18 protein-coding genes are annotated in these 23,503 nt (G+C 72.1%); 9 read left to right on the top strand and 9 right to left on the bottom strand.

What is annotated here, in order from left to right; translation table 11 throughout:
* Positions 1-59 precede the first annotated feature (59 nt).
* Both ACWENQ_RS30230 and ACWENQ_RS30225 read right to left on the bottom strand, forming a co-directional pair.
* Entirely contained in the window at positions 60-1,553 is a 1,494-nt protein-coding gene (locus ACWENQ_RS30230; RefSeq protein WP_452417247.1) for a DUF885 family protein, read from the bottom strand.
* Complete coding sequence (locus tag ACWENQ_RS30225; RefSeq protein ID WP_452417245.1) at positions 1,550-2,530, bottom strand: LacI family DNA-binding transcriptional regulator; 981 nt, start codon at positions 2,528-2,530, stop codon at positions 1,550-1,552. Before ACWENQ_RS30225 ends, ACWENQ_RS30230 begins: the two co-directional genes overlap by 4 nt.
* A gap of 91 nt (positions 2,531-2,621) precedes the next feature.
* Here ACWENQ_RS30225 and ACWENQ_RS30220 point away from each other — a divergent pair, with 91 nt between their 5' ends.
* On the top strand, positions 2,622-3,854 hold the full coding sequence (locus ACWENQ_RS30220) for an MFS transporter (protein WP_452417243.1): 1,233 nt from the start codon (positions 2,622-2,624) through the stop codon (positions 3,852-3,854).
* Here the strand turns inward: ACWENQ_RS30220 and ACWENQ_RS30215 are convergent.
* Positions 3,847-5,208, bottom strand: coding sequence for a pyridoxal phosphate-dependent decarboxylase family protein (locus tag ACWENQ_RS30215; protein ID WP_452417241.1), 1,362 nt, complete (start codon positions 5,206-5,208; stop codon positions 3,847-3,849). The genes ACWENQ_RS30220 and ACWENQ_RS30215 overlap by 8 nt on opposite strands.
* 66 nt (positions 5,209-5,274) lie before the next feature.
* Here ACWENQ_RS30215 and ACWENQ_RS30210 point away from each other — a divergent pair, with 66 nt between their 5' ends.
* Positions 5,275-5,742 (top strand): Lrp/AsnC family transcriptional regulator, encoded by a 468-nt coding sequence (locus tag ACWENQ_RS30210; RefSeq protein WP_449919891.1) that lies wholly within the window; start codon positions 5,275-5,277, stop codon positions 5,740-5,742.
* A gap of 11 nt (positions 5,743-5,753) precedes the next feature.
* On the top strand, positions 5,754-6,494 hold the full coding sequence (locus tag ACWENQ_RS30205) for an N-acetyltransferase (RefSeq protein WP_452417240.1): 741 nt from the start codon (positions 5,754-5,756) through the stop codon (positions 6,492-6,494).
* Here ACWENQ_RS30205 and ACWENQ_RS30200 read toward each other — a convergent pair.
* The 4 genes from ACWENQ_RS30200 to ACWENQ_RS30185 are packed head-to-tail and all read right to left on the bottom strand — an operon-like array spanning position 6,478 to position 11,251.
* Positions 6,478-7,221: an MBL fold metallo-hydrolase gene (locus ACWENQ_RS30200; protein WP_449919888.1), complete on the bottom strand. Its 744-nt coding sequence runs from the start codon at positions 7,219-7,221 to the stop codon at positions 6,478-6,480. The genes ACWENQ_RS30205 and ACWENQ_RS30200 overlap by 17 nt on opposite strands.
* 15 nt (positions 7,222-7,236) lie before the next feature.
* Complete coding sequence (locus ACWENQ_RS30195) at positions 7,237-8,091, bottom strand: pyridoxal-phosphate dependent enzyme (RefSeq protein WP_452417238.1); 855 nt, start codon at positions 8,089-8,091, stop codon at positions 7,237-7,239.
* Positions 8,088-9,734 carry an FAD-dependent oxidoreductase gene (locus ACWENQ_RS30190; protein WP_452417236.1) on the bottom strand — a complete coding sequence of 549 codons (1,647 nt, stop codon included), beginning with the start codon at positions 9,732-9,734 and terminating at the stop codon, positions 8,088-8,090. The genes ACWENQ_RS30195 and ACWENQ_RS30190 overlap by 4 nt, the downstream gene beginning before the upstream one ends.
* On the bottom strand, positions 9,731-11,251 hold the full coding sequence (locus ACWENQ_RS30185) for a succinic semialdehyde dehydrogenase (RefSeq protein WP_449919881.1): 1,521 nt from the start codon (positions 11,249-11,251) through the stop codon (positions 9,731-9,733). Before ACWENQ_RS30185 ends, ACWENQ_RS30190 begins: the two co-directional genes overlap by 4 nt.
* Positions 11,252-11,307: 56 nt before the next feature.
* On the opposite strand from ACWENQ_RS30185, the gene ACWENQ_RS30180 reads away from it, so the two are divergent.
* The 3 genes from ACWENQ_RS30180 to ACWENQ_RS30170 all read left to right on the top strand — a co-directional run bounded on the left by ACWENQ_RS30180 (position 11,308) and on the right by ACWENQ_RS30170 (position 17,811).
* Positions 11,308-13,365, top strand: a complete 2,058-nt coding sequence (locus tag ACWENQ_RS30180) for a protein kinase domain-containing protein (protein ID WP_452417234.1) — start codon at positions 11,308-11,310, stop codon at positions 13,363-13,365.
* A 66-nt stretch (positions 13,366-13,431) separates the two neighbouring features.
* Positions 13,432-15,612 (top strand): protein kinase domain-containing protein, encoded by a 2,181-nt coding sequence (locus ACWENQ_RS30175; RefSeq protein WP_452417233.1) that lies wholly within the window; start codon positions 13,432-13,434, stop codon positions 15,610-15,612.
* A 132-nt stretch (positions 15,613-15,744) separates the two neighbouring features.
* On the top strand, positions 15,745-17,811 hold the full coding sequence (locus ACWENQ_RS30170) for a beta-propeller domain-containing protein (RefSeq protein ID WP_452417231.1): 2,067 nt from the start codon (positions 15,745-15,747) through the stop codon (positions 17,809-17,811).
* A gap of 126 nt (positions 17,812-17,937) precedes the next feature.
* Here the strand turns inward: ACWENQ_RS30170 and ACWENQ_RS30165 are convergent, their stop codons facing one another.
* Entirely contained in the window at positions 17,938-19,674 is a 1,737-nt protein-coding gene (locus tag ACWENQ_RS30165) for a glycerol-3-phosphate dehydrogenase/oxidase (protein WP_452417230.1), read from the bottom strand.
* A 65-nt stretch (positions 19,675-19,739) separates the two neighbouring features.
* Positions 19,740-20,510, bottom strand: a complete 771-nt coding sequence (locus ACWENQ_RS30160) for a DeoR/GlpR family DNA-binding transcription regulator (RefSeq protein ID WP_449919872.1) — start codon at positions 20,508-20,510, stop codon at positions 19,740-19,742.
* Between the two features lie 103 nt (positions 20,511-20,613).
* Between ACWENQ_RS30160 and ACWENQ_RS30155 the strand changes: the two genes are divergently transcribed.
* Genes ACWENQ_RS30155 through ACWENQ_RS30145 form a run of 3 tightly spaced genes read left to right on the top strand, consistent with a single transcriptional unit; the run spans position 20,614 to position 23,494 of the window.
* Positions 20,614-21,486 carry an SIS domain-containing protein gene (locus ACWENQ_RS30155; protein ID WP_449919870.1) on the top strand — a complete coding sequence of 291 codons (873 nt, stop codon included), beginning with the start codon at positions 20,614-20,616 and terminating at the stop codon, positions 21,484-21,486.
* Positions 21,483-22,616: an N-acetylglucosamine-6-phosphate deacetylase gene (gene nagA / locus ACWENQ_RS30150; protein ID WP_452417228.1), complete on the top strand. Its 1,134-nt coding sequence runs from the start codon at positions 21,483-21,485 to the stop codon at positions 22,614-22,616. Before ACWENQ_RS30155 ends, nagA begins: the two co-directional genes overlap by 4 nt.
* Positions 22,616-23,494: a 1-phosphofructokinase family hexose kinase gene (locus ACWENQ_RS30145; RefSeq protein ID WP_452417226.1), complete on the top strand. Its 879-nt coding sequence runs from the start codon at positions 22,616-22,618 to the stop codon at positions 23,492-23,494. Before nagA ends, ACWENQ_RS30145 begins: the two co-directional genes overlap by 1 nt.
* Positions 23,495-23,503 lie beyond the last annotated feature (9 nt).

Genomic DNA, 23,503 nt, shown 5'->3' with positions numbered 1-23,503 from the left:
GAAAGGACACCAGGGGGCGCGGTAAGCGTTACCCACGCCCGCCCGGAGTGCCGGTCGGTTCAGAGCGCCCGGTCGAGCAGGCCGAGCGGCGGCGAGCCCAGGCCGAGCATCGCCTTGTGGAAGCGCTGCAGCGTGAACTCCGCGCCCCAGTCGGCGCGCGCCCGGTCCCTCAGGTCCTGGATGAGCAGCTTGCCCCAGGTGTAGCGGCCGTAGGTGGGGTCGAAGGTGGCCCTGCGCGCCTCCGACAGCGCGGCGGGCCCGGCGAGCTGGGTGTCGGACTCGAAGCGGCGCGCGCCGTCCTCGACCGTCATCTGCCCGGTGTGGACGCCGATCGCGCAGGCCAGCCGGGTGACGCGGATCAGCGCCTCCAGCCAGACGCCGATCTCGAAGCGCGGGTCGTGGGCTTCGAAGCCCTCCTCCACGCACAGCTCCTCGCCGTAGTGGGCCCAGCCCTCGGCGAACGACATCGACAGCAGGTGGCGCCGGATGTCGGAGCTCACGTGCCGCAGGGCACGGCCGTGGGAGAAGTGGCCCGGCGCCACCTCGTGCACGTTGATCGCCGGCAGCGTCGTGTCGCTGAAGACCTCGAGCCACTCCTCCTGCTCCTCGCGCGGCCAGGAGGCGTCGGGCGGGGTGATGTGGTACCAGGAGGGGCCTTCGGGCTCGCCCGGCGCGTTCCACGCCATCATGGCCATCGCCCACCGGCGCGACTCGGGCGCGAGCCCGACCAGGCACTCGCCGTCGTGGTAGGGGACGAGGTCCTTCTCGCGGGTGAACGCGATGGCCTTCTCGGTGCCGACCCTGGCCGCCTCGATCACGCCGTCGGCGTCGGGGTGCTGCTTGACCAGCTCGCGCGCCACCTCCAGCGGCGGCCTGCCCGGCTCGCCGAGCCTGGCGCACGCGTCGGCGAGCCGGGCCATCAGCCGGTCGCGCTCGGCGTCGGCGCGCTCGGCGAGCCTGCCGAGATCGACGGGCAGGCCCTCACCGCCGCCCATCAACCGGGCCAGCGCCTGCCCGCCGAGCGCGGCGTCGGGCTCGCCCTCGGCGGCGGCCCGCTCGACGTGCGCCACCAGCCTGGCGTGCGCCTTCAGCGCCGCCTCGTCGGTGACGCCCGCCGCCAGCCCCTTGACCGCGCCGAGCAGCGCGGTGGCGACCGGCGCCGGCACCCGGTCGAGGGAGGCGATGGCGTGGTCGGCCGCCTCGGGCCACAGGCTCAGGTGCGCGGCCTTGGCGGCGGCCCGCTCCTGCTCGGGGGCGTAGTCGCGGTCGTAGCAGGCCACGTCGAGGTTGGACAGGTGGAACAGCGGGTTGCGGCGGTGGAGCTCGAGCTCGCCGAAGGTGACCCGCGCCGCCTCCTCGAACACCTCCAGGTGGGCGGCGTCGTAGGCGTCGGCCGGCGCGGGCCCCACGCCGACCCGCGCCAGCCCGGCCCGCACGCCCTCGGGCGACAGGTCCTGGACGCTGCCGTCGTACTCGTGCCGGCCGCCCGTCTCCCGGGCGTCGGCCTGCGCCAGGTCGAGGACGGCGCGCAGCCGCGCGTCGAGGTCGGTCATGTGGAGTCCCTTCCGATGAGCTCGAGTGTCCAGATGCCGACGTCGCCGCAGCTCTCGCCACGGACCAGCCGGTCGATCACCGTGGCAATAGTGGCAGGCGCCACCGACAGGTCGGGCCGCACGGTGGTCAGCCTGGGCCTGGTCAGCCGCGAGAGCGGCAGGTCGTCGCAGCCCACCACCGCCACGTCGCCCGGCACGCCGAGGCCCGCGTCGTGGAGCGCGGCCAGCAGCAGCATCGCGTAGTCGTCGTTGTAGGCGAACACGCCCTCGCCGCCCGACAGGCCGGCCACGAACGCGGCCGCCTCGCCCTCGTCGAAGGCCAGGTCGACGGCCTTGACGGGGACGCCGACCGACCGCGCGCCGCGCAGCCGTTCGAGGCCCATGGGCCGGATGCCCTCCTCGCGCGGCACGATCGCCACGATCCCGTCGCGGCCCCTGTCCACCAGATGCCGTACGGCGAGCGCGCCCACGCCCTCGTGGTCGGCGAGCACGGAGGGGATGCCGGGCACCGCCTTCAACCCCATCCCGACGACCGCCTTGACCCCCGCCGCGCGCAGCACCTCGATGCCCGCTCCGGTCAGCCTGGCCCCGTCGGCCAGCACGGCGGCGGGCCGCAGCTCGGCCCACGCCTTCGCGGCGGCGACGCCTTTCACGTGGCGCGCGCCGCCGTACTGGACCATCGTGTAGCCGCGTCCGCCCAGCTCCTTGTCGAGCCCCTCGATGAGGCCGGTGGCCAGCGGGCCCTGGGGGATGTCCGGCAGCGCGACCAGCACCAGGCCGCTGCTGCCGGTGCGCAGGGTGCGGGCGCCGGCGTGCGGGACGTACCCCAGCCGCTCGGCCGCGTCGCGCACGCGGGCCCTGGTCTCCTCGCTGATCCGGCTGCCGGGCCGATCGTTGAGCACGTACGAGACGGTGGCCTGGGAGACGCCCGCCGCCCTGGCCACGTCCATGCTGGTGGCGGGCCTGTTGCCGCTCATCACGTTCAGAACATTCCTCTTGTCAGAAGTCGTCACTCGATGCTATCCAGTGCTTATACGTATAACCACCCCCCACAAGTCAGGAGTCGCCATGGTCCCCACCACTGGCGTCCGGCAGGACGGCCTGCCGAAGCTGCTCACCGTCCTCGGCGCGGGCAACGCCGTCATGTACGCGCTCTACTTGGGCGTCGGCGGCCTGCTCGTGCAGGTCCAGATCGCCGAGATCGACCCCGCCGACAAGGTCGCCAACGTCGGCCTCGTCGCGGGCGTCAGCGCGATCTTCGCCACGGTGTTCAACCCGATCGGCGGCACGCTGTCCGACAGGACCACCCGCTCCCGCTGGGGCAGGCGCAACCCGTGGATCATCGGCGGCGCGCTCGCCGCCCTGGCCACCATGCTCCTGATGAGCCAGGTCTCGACCATCCCGATGATCCTGCTCGCCTGGTCGCTGGCCCAGGCCATGATGAACATCTACCAGGCCGCGATCACCGCGATCGTCCCCGACAGGGTGCCGGAGGAGCGCCGCGGCACCGCCTCCGCCGTCCTCGGCGTCGCCCTGTCGATCGGCACCATCGCCGGCACGCAGGTCGCGGTCTTCTTCGTCGGCGACATCTCGCTCGGCTACCTCGTGTTCGGCTCGGCCGTCGTCCTGGGCGCGCTGCTCATCGTGACGCTCACGCACGACCCTCGGCCCGGCGAGTACGAGGTGGTCGCCACCCCGAGGCGGTCGCTCGCCGACTTCGTCTCCGCCCTGCGGCACCGCGACTTCCTGTGGGTCTTCCTGGGCCGCGCGATGATGATCCTCGGCTACTTCATGCCGCTGATGTTCACCCTCTTCATCCTCCAGGACAACATCGGCATCCCCAAGGACCAGGCGCCGCAGGCCGTCGCCACCATCACGATCGTCTCCACGCTGACCGGCATCCTCGCCACCGTGGTCTGCGGGCCGCTGTCGGACCGGCTCGACCGCCGCAAGCTGTTCGTGACGGTCTCGGGCGTCGCGGCGGCGCTGTCCATGCTGCTGCCCCTGCTGTGGCCGACCTGGACGTCGATGCTGGTGTTCTCCGCCGTGCAGGGGGCCGCGTTCGGCGCGTACAGCGCGGTCGACATCGCCATCGTCACGCTCGTCCTGCCCAGCAAGAAGGACGCCGCCCGCGACATGGGCATCCTCAACATCGCCAACGCAGGACCGCAGATGATCGCCCCGTTCCTGGCGGCGACGATCATCGCGAACCTGGGCGGCTACCCCTCGCTCTGGCTGGCGGCCATCGTCATCTCGCTCGTCGGAGCGGTCGCCGTCCTGCCCGTCAAGGGGGTCAGGTAGTGATCCGGCCGCCCGCGACGGCGTCGAGCAGCGCCTCCAGGTGCTGCTCGTCCGTCGCGGGCGCCATGACGGTGACGCGCAGGTGGCGCACGCCGTCCAGCTCGGTCGAGGTCAGGTGGAAGGCGCCGTCGGCCATCAACCGCTCGCGGATCGCCGCCTGGTCGCCGTCGCCGTACCTGAAGCAGACGATGTTGCTCTCCGGCTCGTACGGCAGGACGAAGCCGGGCCGCCGCCGCGCCAGCTCCCAGAACCTGTGCGCGGTGTCGTACTGCCTGGCCACGTAGTCGCCGAGCCCCCGCTCCCCCCGCCACGCCAGGTTGAGGAAGACCTTGAGGCCGAGCGCGGCCTTGGTGCACTCCACGGTCCTGCTGATGAGGTCGAAGCCCTGGTCGCCGTAGAACAGGTAGCTGGCCTGCTGCTGGAAGGCCGCGTCGAGATCGGCCTCCCGCCGCACCAGGACCGCCGCCGACAGCCCCGACGTGCGCAGCATCTTGTGCGCGTCCCAGATCACCGAGTCGGCCAGCGAGATGCCGTCCAGCAGGTGCGCGTGCCGCTCGCTGAGCAGCGCCGACGCGCCGTGCGCGCCGTCCACGTGGAACCAGACGTCGTGCTCGCGGCACCACTGCCCGATGGCGCGCAGGTCGTCGTACAGTCCGGTGCCCGTGGCGCACGCGCCCGCCACCAGCGCCATCGGCCGCCGGTCGAAGGAGGACGGCAGGCGGGAGACGTCGATGCGGCCCAGCGGGTCGGTCGGCAGCGGGATCACCGCGTGGCTGCCGAGCCCGAGGATGCTCGCCGCCCTGGCAACCGAGTAGTGCGCGGACGGCGGGGCGAGGATCGCCAGGTCGCCGGGCACCCCGTCCTCCCACGCCGAGGGCGCCACGCGCGCCCTGGCGGCCAGCAGCGCGGTCAGGTTGGCCAGCGAGCCGCCGTGGGTGAGCACGCCGCCGCCCTCGGGGAAGCCGACCTTGTCCAGCATCCACCGCAGTACCTCGAACTCCACGGTGGCCGTCGAGGCGCCCATCTCGTAGATCGCCATGGGGTTGTTGGTGGCGCCGTGCACGAAGTCGGCCAGCGCCGAGGGGAAGTCCGGCGAGGCGACCTGGTGGGCGAGGTAGGCAGGGTGGTGCAGCCTGGTGCCCTCCTCGAGGAAGGCCCGCAGGAAGCCGCGGAAGGTCTCGGGGGTGAGACCGCCCTTCTCGATCAGGTTCGCGAGGTGCAGGCGCTCGGCCAGCTCACGCGGCGGGGTGCGGGTGAGCACCCTGGCCGCCCCGCGCTGGCTGTCGTCGACGTAGCGCGCCAGCTCCTCGACCGCGACCTGGGCCGCGCTCTCGAACTCCTTGATGTCCCACATAGGGCCATAATCGGGTCAGCGTGCGGCGAGAGGCCAGAGCACCCGAATCGAAGGAGCCGATTGACCATGAGTGCCGAACTGGATTCGATCGACCTCGCGATTCTGAAGGAGCTGCAGAACGACGCGCGGCTGCCGAACAAGGAGCTGGCCGGACGGCTCGGCGTGGCCCCCTCGACCGCGCTCGAACGCGTCAGGTCGCTGCGCCGCCGTGGCGTGATCACCGGGTTCAGGGCGACCATCGACACCTCGGCGCTGGGCCGGCCGCTGCAGGCCTTCCTCGCGTTGAAGGTGCGCCCGCACACCAGCCAGCTGGTCGATCCGCTGCGCGTGTTCATCCTGGGGCTGCCGGAGACGATCGCCTTCTACGCCGTCGCCGGGCCCGACGACTTCCTCGTGCACGTGGCGGTGGCCGACGCGGAGAGCCTGCACCGGCTGGTGCTGGACAAGTACCTGGTGCGTCCCGAGATCGTGCACCTCCAGACCACGTTGATCTTCAGGACGTACGACCAGCCCGTGCAGCGGCCCGCTGTGTGAGGATGTCGGCCATGACCCTGCAGATCACCACGCTGGCCGAGCGACCGGATCTCGCGGACGCCTTGTGGGACATGCCGAACCCCTGGCCCACGTTCATGCTCAACGACCCCATCGCGGGGTTGTACTACACGGTCGCCGAGACCGAGTTCGCCGACTACGTGCTGGTCGCCGTCCACCCGGACGCCCCCGACACCATCGTGGCCCGGGCGTGCTCGGTGCCCTTCCAGCGGCCGGACGGCGACCTGCCCGACGACGGATGGGACGCGGTCGTGCGCTGGGGGTCGGCCACCCGCAGGAGGGGCGACCGGCCGAACGCGATCTCGGCACTCGAGATCACCATCAGAGAGGACCTCCAGGGCGGCGGCCTGTCGGGGCAGATGCTCGGCGCCATGCGGGCCAACGCGGCCAGGATGGGGTTCGGCGAGCTGCTGGCGCCGGTACGGCCGAACCAGAAGCATCTCGAGCCGCGCACGCCGATGGCCGACTACGCCTTCCGCACGCGTGAGGACGGCCTGCCGTACGACGCGTGGCTGCGGGTGCACGTACGGGCGGGAGCGAAGATCATGAAGGTGGCGTCCCGGTCGATGGTGGTGCCCGGCACGCTCGCCGAGTGGCGCGCGTGGACGGGGCTGCCGTTCGACCGTACCGGCCCGGTCGAGGTGCCGAAGGGACTGGTGCCCGTCCACTGCGACCTCGACCAGGACCACGCCGTCTACGTCGAGCCGAACGTCTGGGTCAGCCACCCACTGTGACCTGCTCGCCGGGCTTCAGCAGGTGCAGCCGGTCGGACAGGCCGGCCCGCTCGAAGGCCGCCACCAGGGTGTCGGGCCCCTGGGAGAAGTGCCGCCAGTGCTCGAAGTGCAGGGGCACGACGTGGCGCGCCTCGAGGATCGCCGCGGCCTCGGCGGCGCCGTCGCTCGGCAGGGTCAGGTAGGCGTCGCCCAGGAGCGGCGTCTGGGCGCCGCCCGCGAACAGCACGGCCACGTCGACCGCGCCGACCCGCTCCCTGATCCGCCTGACCACGTCGAGCGAGGCGTTGTCACCGCTGACGTAGACGGTGGGCAGGCCGTCGCCCGACAGCACGAAACCGGTGACCTCGCCGACCACGTGCTCGCTGCCGTCAGGGCCGTGCTGGGCGGGCACGCCGGTGACGCGCAGCGCGCCCACCTCGACGCTCTCCCAGTTCGGCAGGGCCCTGACGGCGCCGCCGAGCCGTCCGGCCGCCTGCCCGGTGGACAGCACCAGGGGCACGGTCTCCAGGTAGGCGCGGCCCGCCGTGTCGAGGTTGTCGGGATGCTGGTCGTGCGAGAGCAGGACCAGGTCGGCCGGCTCGGGTCCGAAGGCCGGCCCCGCCGTCTTGGTGAGCACCCGCTGGCCGATCGGGTAGTCACCCGGCGGGTCGAACGTCGGATCGACGACCAGCCGCACACCGCCGAGCTCGATGACGGCCGTCGGACCGCCCGCGTAACGAATCTCCATGGTGTGCTTCGACGCTCAGCGCCCGGCGGCTATTCCGCCCAGCACGGTCACGATCAGGCCACCGCTCATGCGCTCGGCGAGCATGAGCCCTGCGGCCAGGGCGGCACCCGACGCGTCACCGGCCACGATGCCGGTCACCTCGCGGATGCGTGCCGCCGTCGCCCTGCTCGTCTGGTCCGGGACCGGGATCACTCTGTCGACCAGGTCGCCCTTGAACCCCGGCTCCATCCGCGGCCGGCCGATGCCCTCGACCCGCGACGGCATGCCCGTGGCGTAGTCGGCGGCGTCGAGCGTCCACCCGGGGAAGTAGGCGGAGTTCTCCGGATCGGCCACGGCCACGCGCGTCCTGCGGCCGAGCGTCGCCGAGGTGGCGCCGGTGTTCGCGCCGACCACCACCCAGTCGGGTGTCACCTGCGCGAGCAGCTCGTCGGCCAGGTCGTGCTCGGTCGCCCGCCCGAACTGGTCGAGGAAGTGCCCCTCGACGGCGCGCGCCGCGTCGTAGATCGCCAGTGGCGGCGTGACGAACCGGCACTCCCCGCCCAGCTCCTCCACCCGGCGCGCCCGCTCCTCCGTGCGCCGGCCCGGCATCACCACGATGTACGGCAGGCCGAGCCGCCGGGCGAACCAGGCCTGGGCGACGGCCGCGTTGCCGCCCGTCGCCTCGACCACGGTCATGCCCTCGGTCACGAGCCCCTCGCTGATCGCCCTGCGGAACAGCGCCCTGGCGTGCCGGTGGCGCATCGTCCCGGTCGGATGCGCCGACTCGTCCTTCAGCAGCACCCTGACGGGCCCGCCGGTCGGGAACTCGATGAGCGGGGTCGGCCCGTCCGGCTCGTCCAGCAGCGCGAGCGCCCACTCCCTCCAGCTCACGACACGACCGTCAGGCGCAGCGCTCCCGGCGCCGCCTCCGGTACGGCGGGCCGCGCGGGCGCCACCGGCGCGAGCTTCCGGTAGGCCGAGCCCGTCGCCGGGCGCGGATCGGCCTCGCCCGCGTTCGGCCAGAACGCCATGGCACGCTCGGCCTGCGCGGTGATGGTGAGCGAGGGGTTGACGCCGAGGTTGGCCGAGATGGCCGAGCCGTCCACGACGTGCAGACCCTCGTAGCCGTGGACCCGGTGGTAGGGGTCGATGACCCCGCTCTCGCGGGACTCGCCGATGGCGCAGCCGCCGAGGAAGTGCGCGGTCGCCGGGGTGTCGAACAGGTCGAGCCACGTCCCGCCTGGCACGCCGCCGATCTCCTCGGCCGCGTGCCGTACCGCCTCGTGGCCGGCCGGGATCCAGGTCGGGTTGCTGCCGCCCTGGCTGCGCAGGCCGAACAGCGACCTGCGGGTGGTGATGGCGTTGTGGTTGGCCTGCATGACCAGCGCGATGATGGTCCGCTCCGACCAGCGGCGCAGGTTCAGCAGGCGCAGCGCGGTCAGCGGGTCGGCGGCGACCTGGCGCACGAAGCCGCGCCACCGGGAGCCGTCGCCGTCGACGAGGAGGGTGCGCAGCAGGCCCATCGCGTTGGAGCCGTCGCCGTAGCGGACCGGCTCGATGTGGGTCTCGGCGTCGGGGTGGATCGAGGAGGTGATCGCCACGCCGCGGTTGAGCTTCTCGCCGTCGCCCGACAGCCGTTCGAAGCCGAGCAGCGCCTCGGAGTTGGTGCGGGTCAGCGCGCCCAGCCTGGGCGACAGCCGCGGCAGCGTGGTGGCTCTGAGCCGGTGCAGCAGCCGCTGCGTGCCGTAGGCGCCCGCCGCGAAGACCACCTGCCGGGCCCGGAAGGTACGGCGCTGCCACGGCGCGCCGGTCCGGTGCGCGGTGACCAGGTAGCCGTCGCCGTCGGGCCGGACCGAGACCGCCGTGCACTCGGGATAGACCTTCGCGCCCGCCCGCTCGGCCAGGTAGAGGTAGTTCTTGGTCAGCATGTTCTTGGCGCCGTGGCGGCAGCCGGTCATGCACTCGCCGCACTCGACGCACCCCTGGCGGGCCGGGCCCGCGCCGCCGAAGTACGGATCCACTCCCGAGGGCCCGAAGTACACGCCGACGGGCGCCAGGCGGAAGCTCTCCTCGACGCCCATCCTTTCCGCGACCTTCCTCATGACCTCGTCGGCGCGGGTGAGCGTCGGGTTGACCACCACGCCGAGCATGCGTCTGGCCTGGTCGTAGTAGGGGGCGAGCTCCGCCTTCCAGTCGGTGATCGCCGCCCACTGCGGGTCGCGGAAGAACGGGTCGAGCGGCTCGTAGAGGGTGTTGGCGTAGACGAGCGAGCCGCCGCCCACCCCCGCGCCCGCCAGCACCATGACGCGGGTGCCCTTCGCGCCGACGAGCACGTGGATGCGCTGGATGCCCTTGAGCCCGAGCCAGGGCGCCCAGAGGAAGTCGCGCGCCCGCCACGAGGTCGCGGGCAGCGTCGACTCGTCGAACCTGCGGCCCGCCTCCAGGACGCCGACCTTGTAGCCCTTCTCGGTCAGGCGCAGCGCGGCGACGCTGCCGCCGAAGCCCGAGCCGATCACGATGACGTCGAAGCTCACTTCAGCCGCAGTTTCTTCATCGTCTTGAGCAGGCCGGCCAGCAGGGCGGCGTACTTGTCGTACGGCATGCCCGCGGGCGGGTCGAAGCCCAGCCACGACGCCTGGCTGGCCACGGTCTGCACCTCGGTGAACTTCAGCAGGCCCTCGACGCCGTGCCTGCGGCCGAGACCCGAGGCCTTCATGCCGCCCATCGGCGCGTCGTAGGAGGCGTAGGCCGAGCCGTACCCCTCGTTGATGTTGACCGTGCCCGCCTTCACCCGCGCGGCCAGCGCCCGCCCGCGGGCCGGGTCACCGGTCCAGATGGAGGCGTTAAGGCCGTAGATCGTGTCGTTGGCCAGCGCCAGGACCTCTTCCTCTGTGGAGTAGGGGTAGAGGCTGACGACGGGGCCGAAGGTCTCGTCGCGGCAGAGCGCCATCTCCTCGGTGACGCCGGTCAGCACGGTCGGCTCGTAGAACAGCGGTCCGAGGTCGGGGCGGGCCCGGCCGCCCGTCAGCACCTTGGCGCCCTTGTCCACCGCGTCGGTGACGTGGGCTATCACGCCGTCGAGCTGCCGCTGGAAGGTCAGCGAGCCCATCTGGACCGACCAGTCGAGGCCGGCGCCGAGCTTCATGCCCTCGACCTGGCGCACCAGGCGGTCGGCGAAGGCGTCGAAGACCTTCTCGTGCACGTAGAGGCGCTCGATCGAGATGCACAGCTGGCCGGCGTTGGTGAAGCAGGCGCGGATCGCCCCCTGGGCGGCGACGTCGAGGTCGGCGTCGTCCAGCACGATCATCGGGTTCTTGCCGCCGAGTTCGAGCGAGCAGCCGACGAGCCGCTTGGCCGCCTCCTCGGCGATCCTGCGTCCGGCGCGGGTCGAGCCGGTGAAGGCGACGTAGTCGGCGCCGTCCATGAGCGCGTCGCCGATGTCGGCGGGATCGCCCAGCACGACCTGCCAGATGTCGCGCGGCATGCCGAGCTCGGTCAGCAGGTCGATGGTCCACAGCGTCGACTGGGAGGTCTGCGTGTCGGGTTTGTGCACGACCGCGTTGCCGGCCAGCAGCGCGGGCACCACGTCGCCCGCGCCGAGCGTCAGCGGATAGTTCCACGGCGAGATCAGCGCGACCACACCCTTGGGATGGCGCAGCTCCATCACGCGGGTGGCCACGGGGAAGACGCCCTTGCGCGCCTTCGGCGCGAGCAGTCCAGGGGTCCGGCGGGCGTAGTAGAGCGCGCAGCCCGCGACGTCGAGCACCTCCTCGAGGGCGTGCCTGCGGGCCTTGCCCGTCTCCTGCTGGATGATGTCGAGGATCTCGGCGCGGCGGTCGAGGATCGCGTCGTGCAACCGCAGGAACGGCTTGGCGCGGTCGGCCGCGGGACGGGCGGCCCACGCCTCCTGCGCGGCGCGTGCCCGTTCGTAGGCCGCGCGGACGTCGTCGGAGGTGGAGATCGGCATCGCGGCCAGTGGTTCGCCGGTGAACGGGACGATGATCTCCTGCGTCCTTCCGCTGGAGACCACGTGGCTGAGGCTTTGCGGCATACCTGGAAGAATATTCGGTCGCTCAACCGTTATGGCGGCGCGCGACAATCTCAGATATGCGGTCCTACGATCCGCGCAGGTCAGGAGACCCGATCAGTCTCGGTGGCTACACGATCGCCGGCCGGCTCGGCGAGGGCGGCCAGGGTGTCGTCTACCTCGCCACCGACCCCACGGGCGCGCGTGTCGCGATCAAGTGGCTGCGTTTCGGCGACGCCGTCGCCGCCGAGCGGTTCCTGCGCGAGGTCCAGGTCGCCCAGCAGGTCGCGCCGTTCTGCACGGCCCAGGTGCTGGCCACCGGCGCCGAGCACGACCGGCCGTACATCGTCAGCGAGTACGTCGAGGGCCCCACCCTGCAGCACGTCGTCCGGGAACAGGGGCCACGCGCCGGGCCGGCGCTGTACCGCCTCGCGATCGGCACCGCCACCGCGCTGGCCGCCATCCACCAGGCGGGCATCGTCCATCGCGACTTCAAACCGGCCAACGTCATCATCGCCCCCGACGGCCCCCGCGTGATCGACTTCGGCATCGCCAGGGCGCTCGACACCACGGCCACGATCAGCTCCACGCCGGTGGGAACACCGTCGTTCATGGCGCCCGAACAGTTCCTCGGCCACCCCGTCGGCGCCGCCGCCGACCTGTTCGCCTGGGCCAGCACCATCGCCTACGCCGCCTCCGGCAGGGCGCCCTTCGGCAGCGACACCATGCCGGCGGTCATCAACAGGATCCTCCACGGGCGACCCGACGTCTCGAACCTCGACGAGCCGCTGTCCGGGGTCGTGCACGCCTGCCTGTCCAAGGACCCGACCCTGCGGCCCACCGCCGAACAGGTCATCATGCGGCTGCTGCAGCACCCCGTGGCCCCTGGCGGCATGCTGCGCGAGGCCGCCGCCGCCTCCATGGTGGGCTCCACCCGCCTCTCCCCCGCCCACGGCGCCCCGCGTCACTGGAGCGGCGGGGCCGGCGGTCCTCCGCCGCGCGGTCCCACCGCACCGCCGCCGGGACACGCGGAGGGCGGGGCGCCGCCCGCCCAGCGGCGGGCCCCAGCGCGGTCCGGCAAGCCCGGGAGACGGCTGGCCGCCGGGCTCGCGGCGGGGATCACCGCGCTGCTCCTCGTCGTGGTGGCCGTCGCCGTGCCGTGGGGACGGTTCCTGGGCCGGGAGACGCCCTCGGCCTCGCCGGCCGTACCGACGAACGCGCCGGCCCCGCCGTCCCGGCCGGCCGCGACCCCGCGGGGCCAGGCGGCGCGGCCGTTGCCCGGCACGCAGGCCGCCATCTACGAGCGCCCCGGCGATCCGATCACGCTCACGTCCTACAGCGCCTACGACAAACCCGCCAAGGACTGGACGAACTACGCCAGGGACGCGCTGACGGGCCCGTTCCGCCGCTACGGCGGCTACTGGGAGACCGCGCTCTCCCCCGACGGCCGCTACATCGCCGGACGCAGCAAGAACTACACCTCCGACGACTACGACTCCGTCGAGATCACCGACACGAGGACCCGTAGCAAGATCGCTTCCATCAAGACCGTCAAGAGCCCGCTGATCAGCCCCATCCACGCCTGGTCGAACGACGGCTCGAAGATCCTGCTCAACATCGAGCACCCCAAGGGCGAGAGCACGCGCAACATGGGCTTCGTCATCGTCGACGTACCGGCGCGGAAGGCGAACGTGGTCAGGATGGCGGGCGAGAACGACGCCGGGTTCGGATGGGACGGCCAGACCGCCGGCGTGGTCCGCGTCTACGGCCCCGACCTGCGCTTCTTCGACGCCGCGGGCAACCGGCTGCACGACGCCGTCAACATCGGCACGCTTCCCGTCGACACGCAGGACCTCTTCTCCCCGTCGGGCCGGTCATTCGCCACGAAATGCCCCGAGGGCGACGACGGCGAACTGTGCCTGTGGGACAGCGAGTCGGGAGCCCGGCTGCGCAACGTCACCACCTTCTGCGACAAGCTGCTCGGCTGGTACGACGAGACCCACCTGTACTGCTGGGAGAACGACAACGCCGCCAAGGACCGCGTGGAGGTCGTCGACTTCGCCGGCGCGGAGATCCGCACCCTGCTCGACGTCCCGGACGGCGAGGACATCAGCCCCACCTTCACCAGGACCACCTGAGGGGTTTCCGGGGCGGAAGAATGTTCGGTGGCTCAACCGTTATGGCGACACGCGAGAATTCGGGGTATGCCGCCCTACGATCAGCTCAGATCTGGCGATCCCGCCAGACTCGGTGACTACACCCTCCTCGGCAGGCTCGGCGAGGGCGGCCAGGGCGTCGTCTACCTCGCCGCCGACCCCACGGGCGCGCGTGTCGCGATCAAGTGGCTGCGTCCGGGCGACACCGTCAGCGCCGAGCGGTTCCTGCGCGAGGTCCAGGTCGCCCAGCAGGTCGCGCCGTTCTGCACGGCCCAGGTGCTGTCCACCGGCGCCGCGGACGGCAGGCCGTACATCGTCAGCGAGTACGTCGAGGGCCCGTCGCTGCAACGCGTCGTCCAGGAGCAGGGCCCGCGCTCGGGCCCGGCCCTGCACCGCCTCGCGATCGGCACCGCCACCGCGCTGGCCGCCATCCACCAGGCGGGCATCGTGCACCGCGACTTCAAGCCCGCCAACGTCATCATCGCCCCCGACGGCCCGCGTGTGATCGACTTCGGCATCGCCAGGGCGCTGAACGCCACCTCCACCATCAGCTCGGCCCCCGTGGGGACACCGTCGTTCATGGCGCCCGAGCAGCTCCTCGGCCACCAGGTGGGGCCCGCGGCCGACATGTTCACCTGGGCCAGCACGATCGCCTACGCCGCCTCCGGCAGGGCGCCCTTCGGCAGCGACACCATGCCCGCGGTGATCAACAGGGTGCTCAACGCGCCGCCCGAGGTGTCCGGCCTCGACGAGCCGCTGCGCGGGGTGGTGCACGCCTGCCTGTCCAAGGACCCGGCCCTGCGGCCCACCGCCGAACAGGTCATCATGCGGCTGCTCCAGCACCCCGTGGCGCCCGGCGGCATGCTGCGGGAGGCCGCGGCGGCCGCCTCCATGGCCGGCGCGCCGCAGGCCGTGCCCGCCCACGGCGCCCCGCACGGCTCCCCCCACGCCGCCCCCCACAGTGCCCCGCACGCCGCCCCGCACGCCGCCCCTCAACCCGTCCCCCATCCCGCCGCGCATCCGCACGGTCCCTCGGGCCCGCCCTCGCACGTCCCCTCCGGCCCGCCCTCGCACGTCCCCTCGGGCCCGCCGCCGCAGGGACAGTGGGCGCCGAACGCGTGGGCACAGCCCACCTATCCGCAGGGGGCCTACCCGCCGCCGAAGAAGAGCAGGGCCGGGCTGGTGGCCGGCCTCGTGGCGGGAGCCGTCGCGCTGCTCGTCGTGGTCGCGGTCGTCGCGGTGCCCTGGGGAAAACTCTCCGGCCGCGCCGAGTCCTCGCCGTCACCCTCGGCCGACGCGCAGCGGCGCACGAACACCCCGTCGGCCGCCCCTTCCCGTACGGCCGTGCCGACGCAGGGGCTGGCCAAGCAGCGGCTGCTCGGCACGCAGGCCCTGGCCTACGAGCACCCCGACGACCCGATCAAGCTCACCTCCTACGAGATCTACAACAAGAACTCCAAGGAGTGGGTCAACTACGCCAGAGGAGCGCTGACGGGCCCCTTCCGTCGCTACGGCGGCAACTGGGAGACCCTGCTCTCCCCCGACGGCCGCTACATCGCCGGACGCAGCAAGAACTACACCTCCGACCGCTACGACTCCGTCGAGATCACCGACCGGACGACCGGCAGCAAGACCTCCGTCAAGACCGTCAAGGAGCCGCTGATCAGCAGCATCCGCGCCTGGTCGAACGACGGCTCGAAGATCCTGCTCAACATCGAGCAGTCCAAGGGCGACGACTGGCTCTACCTGGGCTTCGCCATCGTCGACGTGGCCACGGAGAAGGCGAAGGTGGTCAGGATCACCGGCAAGAGCTCCTTCGGCTGGGACGGCGAGACCTCGGGCGTGGTCGCCGTCCACGGCTCCGACCTGCGCTTCTTCGACGCCGCAGGCAACCGGCTGCGCGACGCCACCGACATCGGCGAGCTGCCCGTGGGCACGCAGGACATCTTCTCCCCATCCGGCCGGTCGTTCGCCACCCGCTGCCCCGACGCCGACTCGGGCGAGCTGTGCGTGTGGGACAGCACGTCGGGAGAGCGGCTGCGCAAGGTCTCCACCCCCTGCGACAAGCTCCTCGGCTGGTACGACGAGACCCACCTCTACTGCTGGGAGCTCGACAACGCCACCAAGGACCGCATCCAGGTCGTCGACTTCGCCGGCAAGGAGGTCCGCACGCTGCTCGACATCCCCGACGGCGCCGGCTACAGCCCCACCTTCACCAGAATCTCGTGAACCCGGTATCTCGCGAACCAGGCGACCCCGCGAACCAGGCGACCCCGCGAACCCGGGCGATCTCGTGAACCCGGGCGATCTCGCGAACCCGGCCTCGTGAACCGTTCGGCGGGCGCGCCCGTGTAGGTGGTCATGAAGACGCTGATCCGGACGGCACTCACCGCCGCCGCCCTCGCGACGGCGACCGCCGCCTGCTCCTCGTCCGTCGCCCCGCGCGCGGCGGCGCCGCTCGACCTGAGCGACGTGAAGCTGGTCTCCTACAGCAGCTGCGACGACATGCTGTCCGGGCTGCGCGAGAACACCGCCAAGAACGTCTCCTCCTGGGGTCTCGGCGGGCCGCCCATCATGTACATGGAGCGCGCCGACGTCGCGGGCAAGGCCGTCCCCCAGTCGACGGGTCAGGGCCAGGCCGCCGACCACTCCACCACGAACGTGCACGAGCAGGGCGTCGACGAGCCCGACCTGGTCAAGACCGACGGCAAGCGGGTCATCACCGTCAGCCACGGCAAGCTCCGCGTCATCGACGCCGCGACCAGGAAGGTCACCGGCACGCTGGAGCTGGCCAAGGAGAACTGGGTGGCCGGCGACCTGCTCGTGTCGGGCGACCGGGCGCTGGTGCTGTTCAACGGCGGCGGCATCCCGTTCGGCGCCGTCGCCAAGCGCGCCTTCGCCCCGACCGGCGGCCCGCAGTACGTGCTGGTGGACCTCGCGGCCGAGCAGCCCAAGCTGCTCGGCACCTTCGAGCCGCGCGGCATGCACGTCGACGCCCGGCTGGTGGGCTCCACGGTACGGCTGGTCGTGCGCAGCCAGCCCGACATCACCTTCCCCCAGCCCCGCGACAGCGTGCCTGAGGCCGAGCGCATCAGGGTCAACCAGGCCGTCGTACGGCAGGCGCCGATCTCGGCCTGGCTGCCGAAGTTCACGATCACCGACGCGGCCGGCAACGCGCGCGAGGAGTCGGTGGCGTGCGAGAAGGTCAGCCACCCCGACGAGTACACGGGGACCTCGCTGCTGACGGTGCACTCCATCGATCTGGCGCAGGACCTGACGGCCGCGGCGGCCAACCCGATCGCCGTGGCCGCCGACGGCGACACCGTCTACGGGACGGGGACGAGCCTGTACGTCACCAGCAACCCGCGCTGGTGGTTCCCTGTCCCGATCGAACCGCGCCCGGTGGAGGACGTGCCCACGCCGAACTCCTCCACGAGCTCCTCGGAGCCGGCCGCGCCCTCGGTCAGCGCCTCCGCCCCTCCGGCGTCGCCCGACACGTCCACGAGCTCCTCGGGCGCGGGCCTGGCCCCCATCGACGGGCCGTCTCCCGCGACGACCGCCGCGCCGGTCCCCAGCCCGGCCGTCCCGCCGGAGGAGACCGAGGTCCACCGCTTCGACATCAGCAAGCCGGGGGCGCCGGCCTACCTCGCCTCCGGCAAGGTGCCCGGCAGGCTGCTCAACCAGTACGCCATGTCGGAGTACGAGGGCAACCTGCGCGTCGCCACCACGACGGCCGACCAGAAGTCCAGCTCCAGCAGCGTCTACGTGCTGCGCGCCGACACCCTGGCCAAGGTCGGCGAGGTCGGCGGCCTGGGCAGGAACGAGCGCATCTACTCGGTCCGCTTCATCGGCCCGGTCGGTTACGTGGTGACCTTCCGCCAGGTCGACCCGCTCTACACGCTCGACCTGCGCGACCCCGCCGCGCCCAGGGTGACGGGCGAGCTCAAGATCACTGGCTACTCCGCGTACCTGCACCCGGCCGGCGACGGCCGCCTCATCGGGCTCGGCCAGGAGGCCAGCGAGAAGGGCCGGACGCTCGGCACCCAGGTCTCGCTGTTCGACGTCAGCGACCCGGCCGCGCCGCGGCGGTTGTCGCAGCTGTTCCAGAAGGAGTCGGGCTCCGAGGCCGAGTGGGACCCGCACGCCTTCCTGTACTGGCCGAAGAGCGGCACGGCGGTCATCCCCGTGTCCAGCTACCGGAACGGGCAGTCGGACTCGGGGGCGCTGGTCCTGAAGATCACCGACACGGCGGTGACGTCGGTCGGGACGATCAAGCACCCGCGGGTGAAGGAGGGCGACTACACCTACGAGCCGAACATCCAGCGCTCGATGGTGATCGGCGACTCGCTGTGGACGGTGTCGCCGTCGGGGATCAAGGTCAACGACCTGAACTCGCTGGACGAGCAGGCCTGGATCCCGCTCGCCTGACCCGCGGTCCCATCCCCGGTCCCGCCGCTGCACGGGGGCGGCGGGCCGGGGATCCTCATGACCGGACCGGCGGGGCCGCCTCAGGCGCGTCCCGTTCGCGGCCGCCGTGCGGCCGGGGCCAGGCCCTCAGCGGGGGGTCGGCTGGGCGACCGGCACGATCTCGGGCGCGCCGAGACGGATGGCGTCCGCCTCCTGGTCGGTGTCCTGCTCCTGGGAGAGCCGCTCTGCCTCCACCCGCTTGCAGTAGTACTCGACCTCTCTCTTCACGTGGTCGTCGTCCCACTCCAGGGGCCCGGCCATCAGCTCGGCCGCTTCCTGCGCCACCGCGAGCCCCCGGTGGAAGGTCTCGATCGAGATGTGGGTGCGCCTGGTCAGCACGTCGTTGAGGTGCCTGGCGCCCTCGTGGGTGGCGGCGTAGACGACCTCGGCGCGCAGGTGGTCGTCGGCCCCGTTGAGCGGCCTGGCCAGCGAGCGGTCCTGCTCGATCAGCTCCAGCACCTCGTCGACGAGCGTGCCGTAGCGCTGCAGCAGGTGCTCGATGCGGGCCACGTGCAGGCCCGAGTCGCGCGCGAGCCGGTGACGGGAGTTCCACAGCGCCTGGTAGCCCTCGGCGCCCACCAGCGGGACGCGGTCGGTGCAGGAGGGGGGGACGCGCTGGTCGAGGCCGTGCGCGACCGCGTCGACCGCGTCCTTGGCCATCACCCGGTAGGTGGTGTACTTGCCGCCCGCGATCATCACCAGGCCCGGCACCGGGTGGGCGACCACGTGCTCCCTGGACAGCTTGGAGGTCTCCTCCGACTCCCCCGACAGCAGGGGGCGCAGCCCGGCGTAGACGCCCTCGACGTCGTCCCTGGTCAGCGGGACCGACAGCACGCCGTTGACATGGTCGAGCAGGTAGTCGATGTCGACCCGCGAGGCGGCGGGGTGCGCCCGGTCGAGAGTCCACTCGGTGTCGGTGGTGCCGATGATCCAGTGCCGTCCCCACGGGATCACGAACAGCACGGACTTCTCCGTGCGCAGGATGATGCCGGTCATCGAGTGGATCCGGTCGCGCGGGACCACCAGGTGGATGCCCTTGGAGGCGCGCACGTGGATCTGGCCCCTGCCGCCGACCAGCTCCTGGATGTCGTCGGTCCAGACCCCGGTGGCGTTGACCACCTGGCGCGCCCTGATCTCGAACTCGGTGGAGTTCTCCAGGTCCAGCACCCGCACCCCGGTGACCCGCTCCCCTTCGCGCAGGAAGCCGACCACCTGCGTCCGCTGGGCGACGTGCGCGCCGTAGGCGGCCGCGGTGCGCAGCGTGGTCATCACGTAGCGGGCGTCGTCGACCTGGGCGTCCCAGTACTGCACGGCACCGGTGAAGGCACTGCGCTTGAGCGCGGGCGCCAGCCGCAGCGCCCTGCTCCTGGACAGGTGGCGGTGCCCGGGCATGCCGCGGGTCAGGCCGGAGGCGAAACCGAGGGTGTCGTAGAGCGCCACGCCCGCCCCGACGTAGGGACGTTCCCATCCGTAGTGGGTCATCGGGAACAGGAACGGCACCGGCCGCACCAGATGGGGCGCGATGCGCTGCAGCAGCAGGGCCCGCTCCTGCAGCGCCTCCCTGACCAGGTCGAAGTTGAGCTGCTCCAGATAGCGCAGACCGCCGTGGATGAGCTTGGAGGAGCGGGAGGAGGTGCCGGAGGCGAAGTCGCGCGCCTCCACGAGGCCGACGGACAGGCCGCGGGTGGCCGCGTCGAGCGCCACTCCCGCGCCCACGATGCCGCCACCGACGACGACTACGTCAAGCTCCCGTTCCGCCATCGCGGCCAGCGCGGCCGTCCTCTCGACGGGACCCAGCCTGGAGGCTTCGATGTTGGCCGTCATGACAACGAACGTACCCGCTTTCGTTCGGGTCGAGCGTTGACGTACGTCGGGCTACGCCACGACGTTCACGCGCGGATCACCTTCACGCCCGCGTCCGCGAAGCGGCTCGCCATCTCGTCGGACAGCCGCTCGTCGGTCACCAGCGTGTCGATCTGGTTGACGGGGCAGATCCTGGCGAAGGCCCGCTTGCCCAGCTTGGAGGAGTCGGCCACGACCACGACCTGGGCGGCCCTGCCGATGAGCAGGCTGTTGACCGAGGCCTCGCCCTCGTGGTGCGCGGAGGCGCCGAGCTCGACGTCGAGGGCGTCGACGCCGAGGAAGGCCACGTCCAGCGTCACCTGGTCGAGCACGCCGCTCGCCAATGGTCCGATGAGCTCGTAGGACTGCTGCCGCGCCACGCCGCCGGTCACCACGATCTTCACGTGCTGGCGGACGGTGAGCTCGGCGGCGATGTTGAGCGCGTTGGTGACGATCGTGAACCCGGTCTCGAGCGTCGAGCGGGTGGCCAGGGTGCGGGCCAGCTCGGAGGTCGTGGTGCCGCCGTTCATGCCGACCACGGCGCCCGGCGCGATCAGGTCGGCGGCGGCCGCGGCGATGCGGTGCTTCTCGTCGGCGTGGCGCGCGGTCTTGTAGCGCAGCGGCAGGTCGTAGCTGACGCTCTGCGCGACGGCGCCGCCGCGGGTGCGCATGAGCATCTGCTGCTGGGCGAGTTGGTCGAAGTCGCGGCGGATGGTCGCGGTGGAGACGTCGAGCGATTCGGCGGCCTCCTCGACCGAGAGCCGTCCCTCCTGCGCCAGCAGCTCGAGAATCGAGTTCCATCGGTCATAACGGCTCATGGAGGCAAGCCTGGCACATCCGATGACCCGCCCACCAGCACTGCACAGTTGTGCTCTTTTATGCTATAAAAAGAGCAGAAACAATCACAATCGGGAGGAAGCCTTGACCACCCACACCGAGGCCGAGATCGCGTCTCAGCCCGACTGCTGGCGGCGTGCCGTGGCGAACATTCCGGCCGACGCCCTGCCCAAGCCGGGCGAGCGGGTCGCCGTCGTCGGCTGTGGCACCTCCTGGTTCATCGCGATGGCCTACGCCACGCTCCGCGAGCGGGCCGGCCTGGGCGAGACCGACGCCTTCGCCGCGTCGGAGGCGCCGCTCGGCCGTTCCTACGACCGGGTGCTGGCGCTGACGCGCTCCGGCACCACCACCGAGGTGCTCGAACTGCTGGGCAAGGTCGGCACCAGGACCACGGCCATCACCGCAGACCCCGACACGCCGGTCATGAACCTGGCCGACCAGGTCATCGTCCTCGACTACGCCGACGAGCGGTCCGTCGTGCAGACCCGCTTCGCCACCACCCAGCTCGCGCTGCTGCGCGCCAGCCTCGGCGAGGACCTCACCCAGGCCATAGCCGACGCGGGCGAGGCCGTCTCCGCCCCGCTCGACGCCGCGCTGGTCGAGGCCGAGCAGTTCAGCTTCCTCGGCACCGGCTGGTCCGTCGGCCTGGCGCAGGAGGCGGCGCTGAAGATGCGCGAGGCGTCCCGGTCGTGGACCGAGGCGTACCCGGCGATGGAGTACCGCCACGGCCCGATCAGCATCGCGGGCCCCGGCCGCGTCACCTGGATGCTCGGAAGCGCCCCTCAGGGGCTGCGCGAGCAGGTCGAAGCCACCGGCGGCACGTTCTTCGAGACCGCGCTCGACCCGATGGCCGAGCTGATCCGCGCCCAGCGGGTCGCCGTCGCGCGCGCCTTCGCCCGCGGGCTCGACCCCGACGAGCCGATGCACCTCACGCGATCTGTGATTCTTTCTTCATGAGCCTTACTCTCGCCGACGCCCGTATCGCGACTCCCGAGGGAGTCCACGACGGGTGGCTGACCATCGAAGACGGCCGCATCACGCATGTCGGTCACGGATCCGCCCCCCGAGCGGGCCACAGCCTGGCCGGGCGGCTGGTCGTGCCCGGCTTCGTCGACATCCACAACCATGGCGGCGCGGGCGGATCCTTCCCCACTGGTCAGCAGGACAAGGCGCGCGACGCCGTCGCGCTCCACGAGAGTCACGGCACCACCACGATGGTCGCCAGCCTGGTGACGGGGTCGGTGGCGGACATCGCCGCCGCCACCTCGTCCCTGGCCGACCTGTGCGACGACGGCCTGCTGGCCGGCATCCACTTCGAGGGCCCCTACATCTCCAAGGCCCGCTGCGGCGCGCACAACCCCAAGCTGCTGCGCGAGCCCGACCCGCGGGAGTTCGGCGAGCTGGTCAAGGCAGGCCGCGGCCACGTGCGCATGCTGACCATCGCCGCCGAACTGCCGGGGGCGCTCGACACCATCCGCGCGGCGGCCGGCGAAGGCGTCATCGCCGCTCTCGGCCACAGCGACGCCACCTACGACCAGACCATCGCGGGCATCGACGCGGGCGCCACGGTCGCCACCCACCTCTACAACGCGCTTCCCCCGCTCGGCCACCGCGCGCCGGGGCCCATCGCCGCCCTCCTGGAGGACGAGCGCGTCACCATCGAGCTGATCAACGACGGCGTCCACGTCCACTCCGCCATGCTCCGCCTCGCCTACACCGTCGCCGGCCCCGAGCGCACCGCGCTGATCACCGACGCGATGGCCGCCACCGGCATGGGCGACGGCACCTACGTGCTCGGCTCCATGGAGGTCGACGTCCGCGACGGCGTGGCCCGCCTGGCCGAGGGCGGTTCCATCGCGGGCAGCACCCTCACCATGGACGTCGCCTTCCGTCGTGCCGTCCAGCAGGTCGGGCTGTCCGTCGCCGAGGCCGTCGAGGTCTCCTCGCTGACCCCCGCCCGCGTGCTCGGCATCGCCGACCAGGTGGGGTCCATCACCGCGGGCAAGATCGCCGACCTGGTCGTTCTCAACGATTCCCTCGAGGTCGCCGGCGTCATGAAGCGCGGCGGCTGGATCACGGAGCCCTGATGATCCTCACCGTCACGCTCAACGCCGCCCTCGACGTCACCTACCGGGTGCCCGACGCCGACTGGGACGGGGTGAACCGGGTCTCCTCGGTGCACAGGCGTGCCGGTGGCAAGGGTGTCAACGTCGCGCGGGTGCTCGCCGCCTTCGGCCGTGAGGTCGTGGTGGCGGGCCTCGCCGGCGGCCCCACGGGCACGGCCATCCGCGCCGACCTCGACGCCGCGGGCCTGCCCTGCGCGCTCACCCCGATCTCCGGCGACTCCCGCACCACGCTGGTGATCCACTCGGGCACCACGGCGCTGTTCAACGAGCCGGGCCCGCAGGTGACCGGCGCCGAACTCGACCTCTTCCTGACCGACTTCGAGCGCCTGGCCGCGGACGCCGAGGCCGTCGTGATCTCCGGCAGCCTGCCCCGCGGCGTCCCAGCCGACCTCTACGCCACGCTGTCCGCCATGACCGGCGTGCCGACGATCGTCGACGCCGACGGCGAGCCGCTGCGCCACGCGCCCAAGGGGCGGCCCTCGATCGTCAAGCCCAACAAGGACGAGCTGTCCAGGGCCTTCCCTGACGGCGGGGCCGAGGCCGTCCTGGCCGAAGGCGCAGGGGCGGTCGTCGTGTCCATGGGCGAGGAAGGGCTGCACGCCATCACGCCGGCGGGGACCTTCCGCGCGCGCATGCCGTACCGGGTGGAGGGCAACCCGACGGGGGCGGGCGACGCGCTGGTGGCGGGCCTGGCTCTGGGGCTGGTGGAGGAGCTGCCGTGGCCCGACCTGCTGCGTAGGGCGGCCGCTCTCGGCGCCGCCGCCGTCGCCGCGCCCGTGGCGGGCGACTTCGATCGTGGCGTGTTCGACGCCATCCACCCCGAGATCGTCATCTCTTAGAAGGAGCCC

It is taken from the genome of Nonomuraea sp. NPDC004354 (assembly GCF_053602555.1).
The sequence above is the reverse complement of the archived record's forward strand: the minus strand, read 5'-3'. Positions and strand labels throughout refer to the sequence as shown.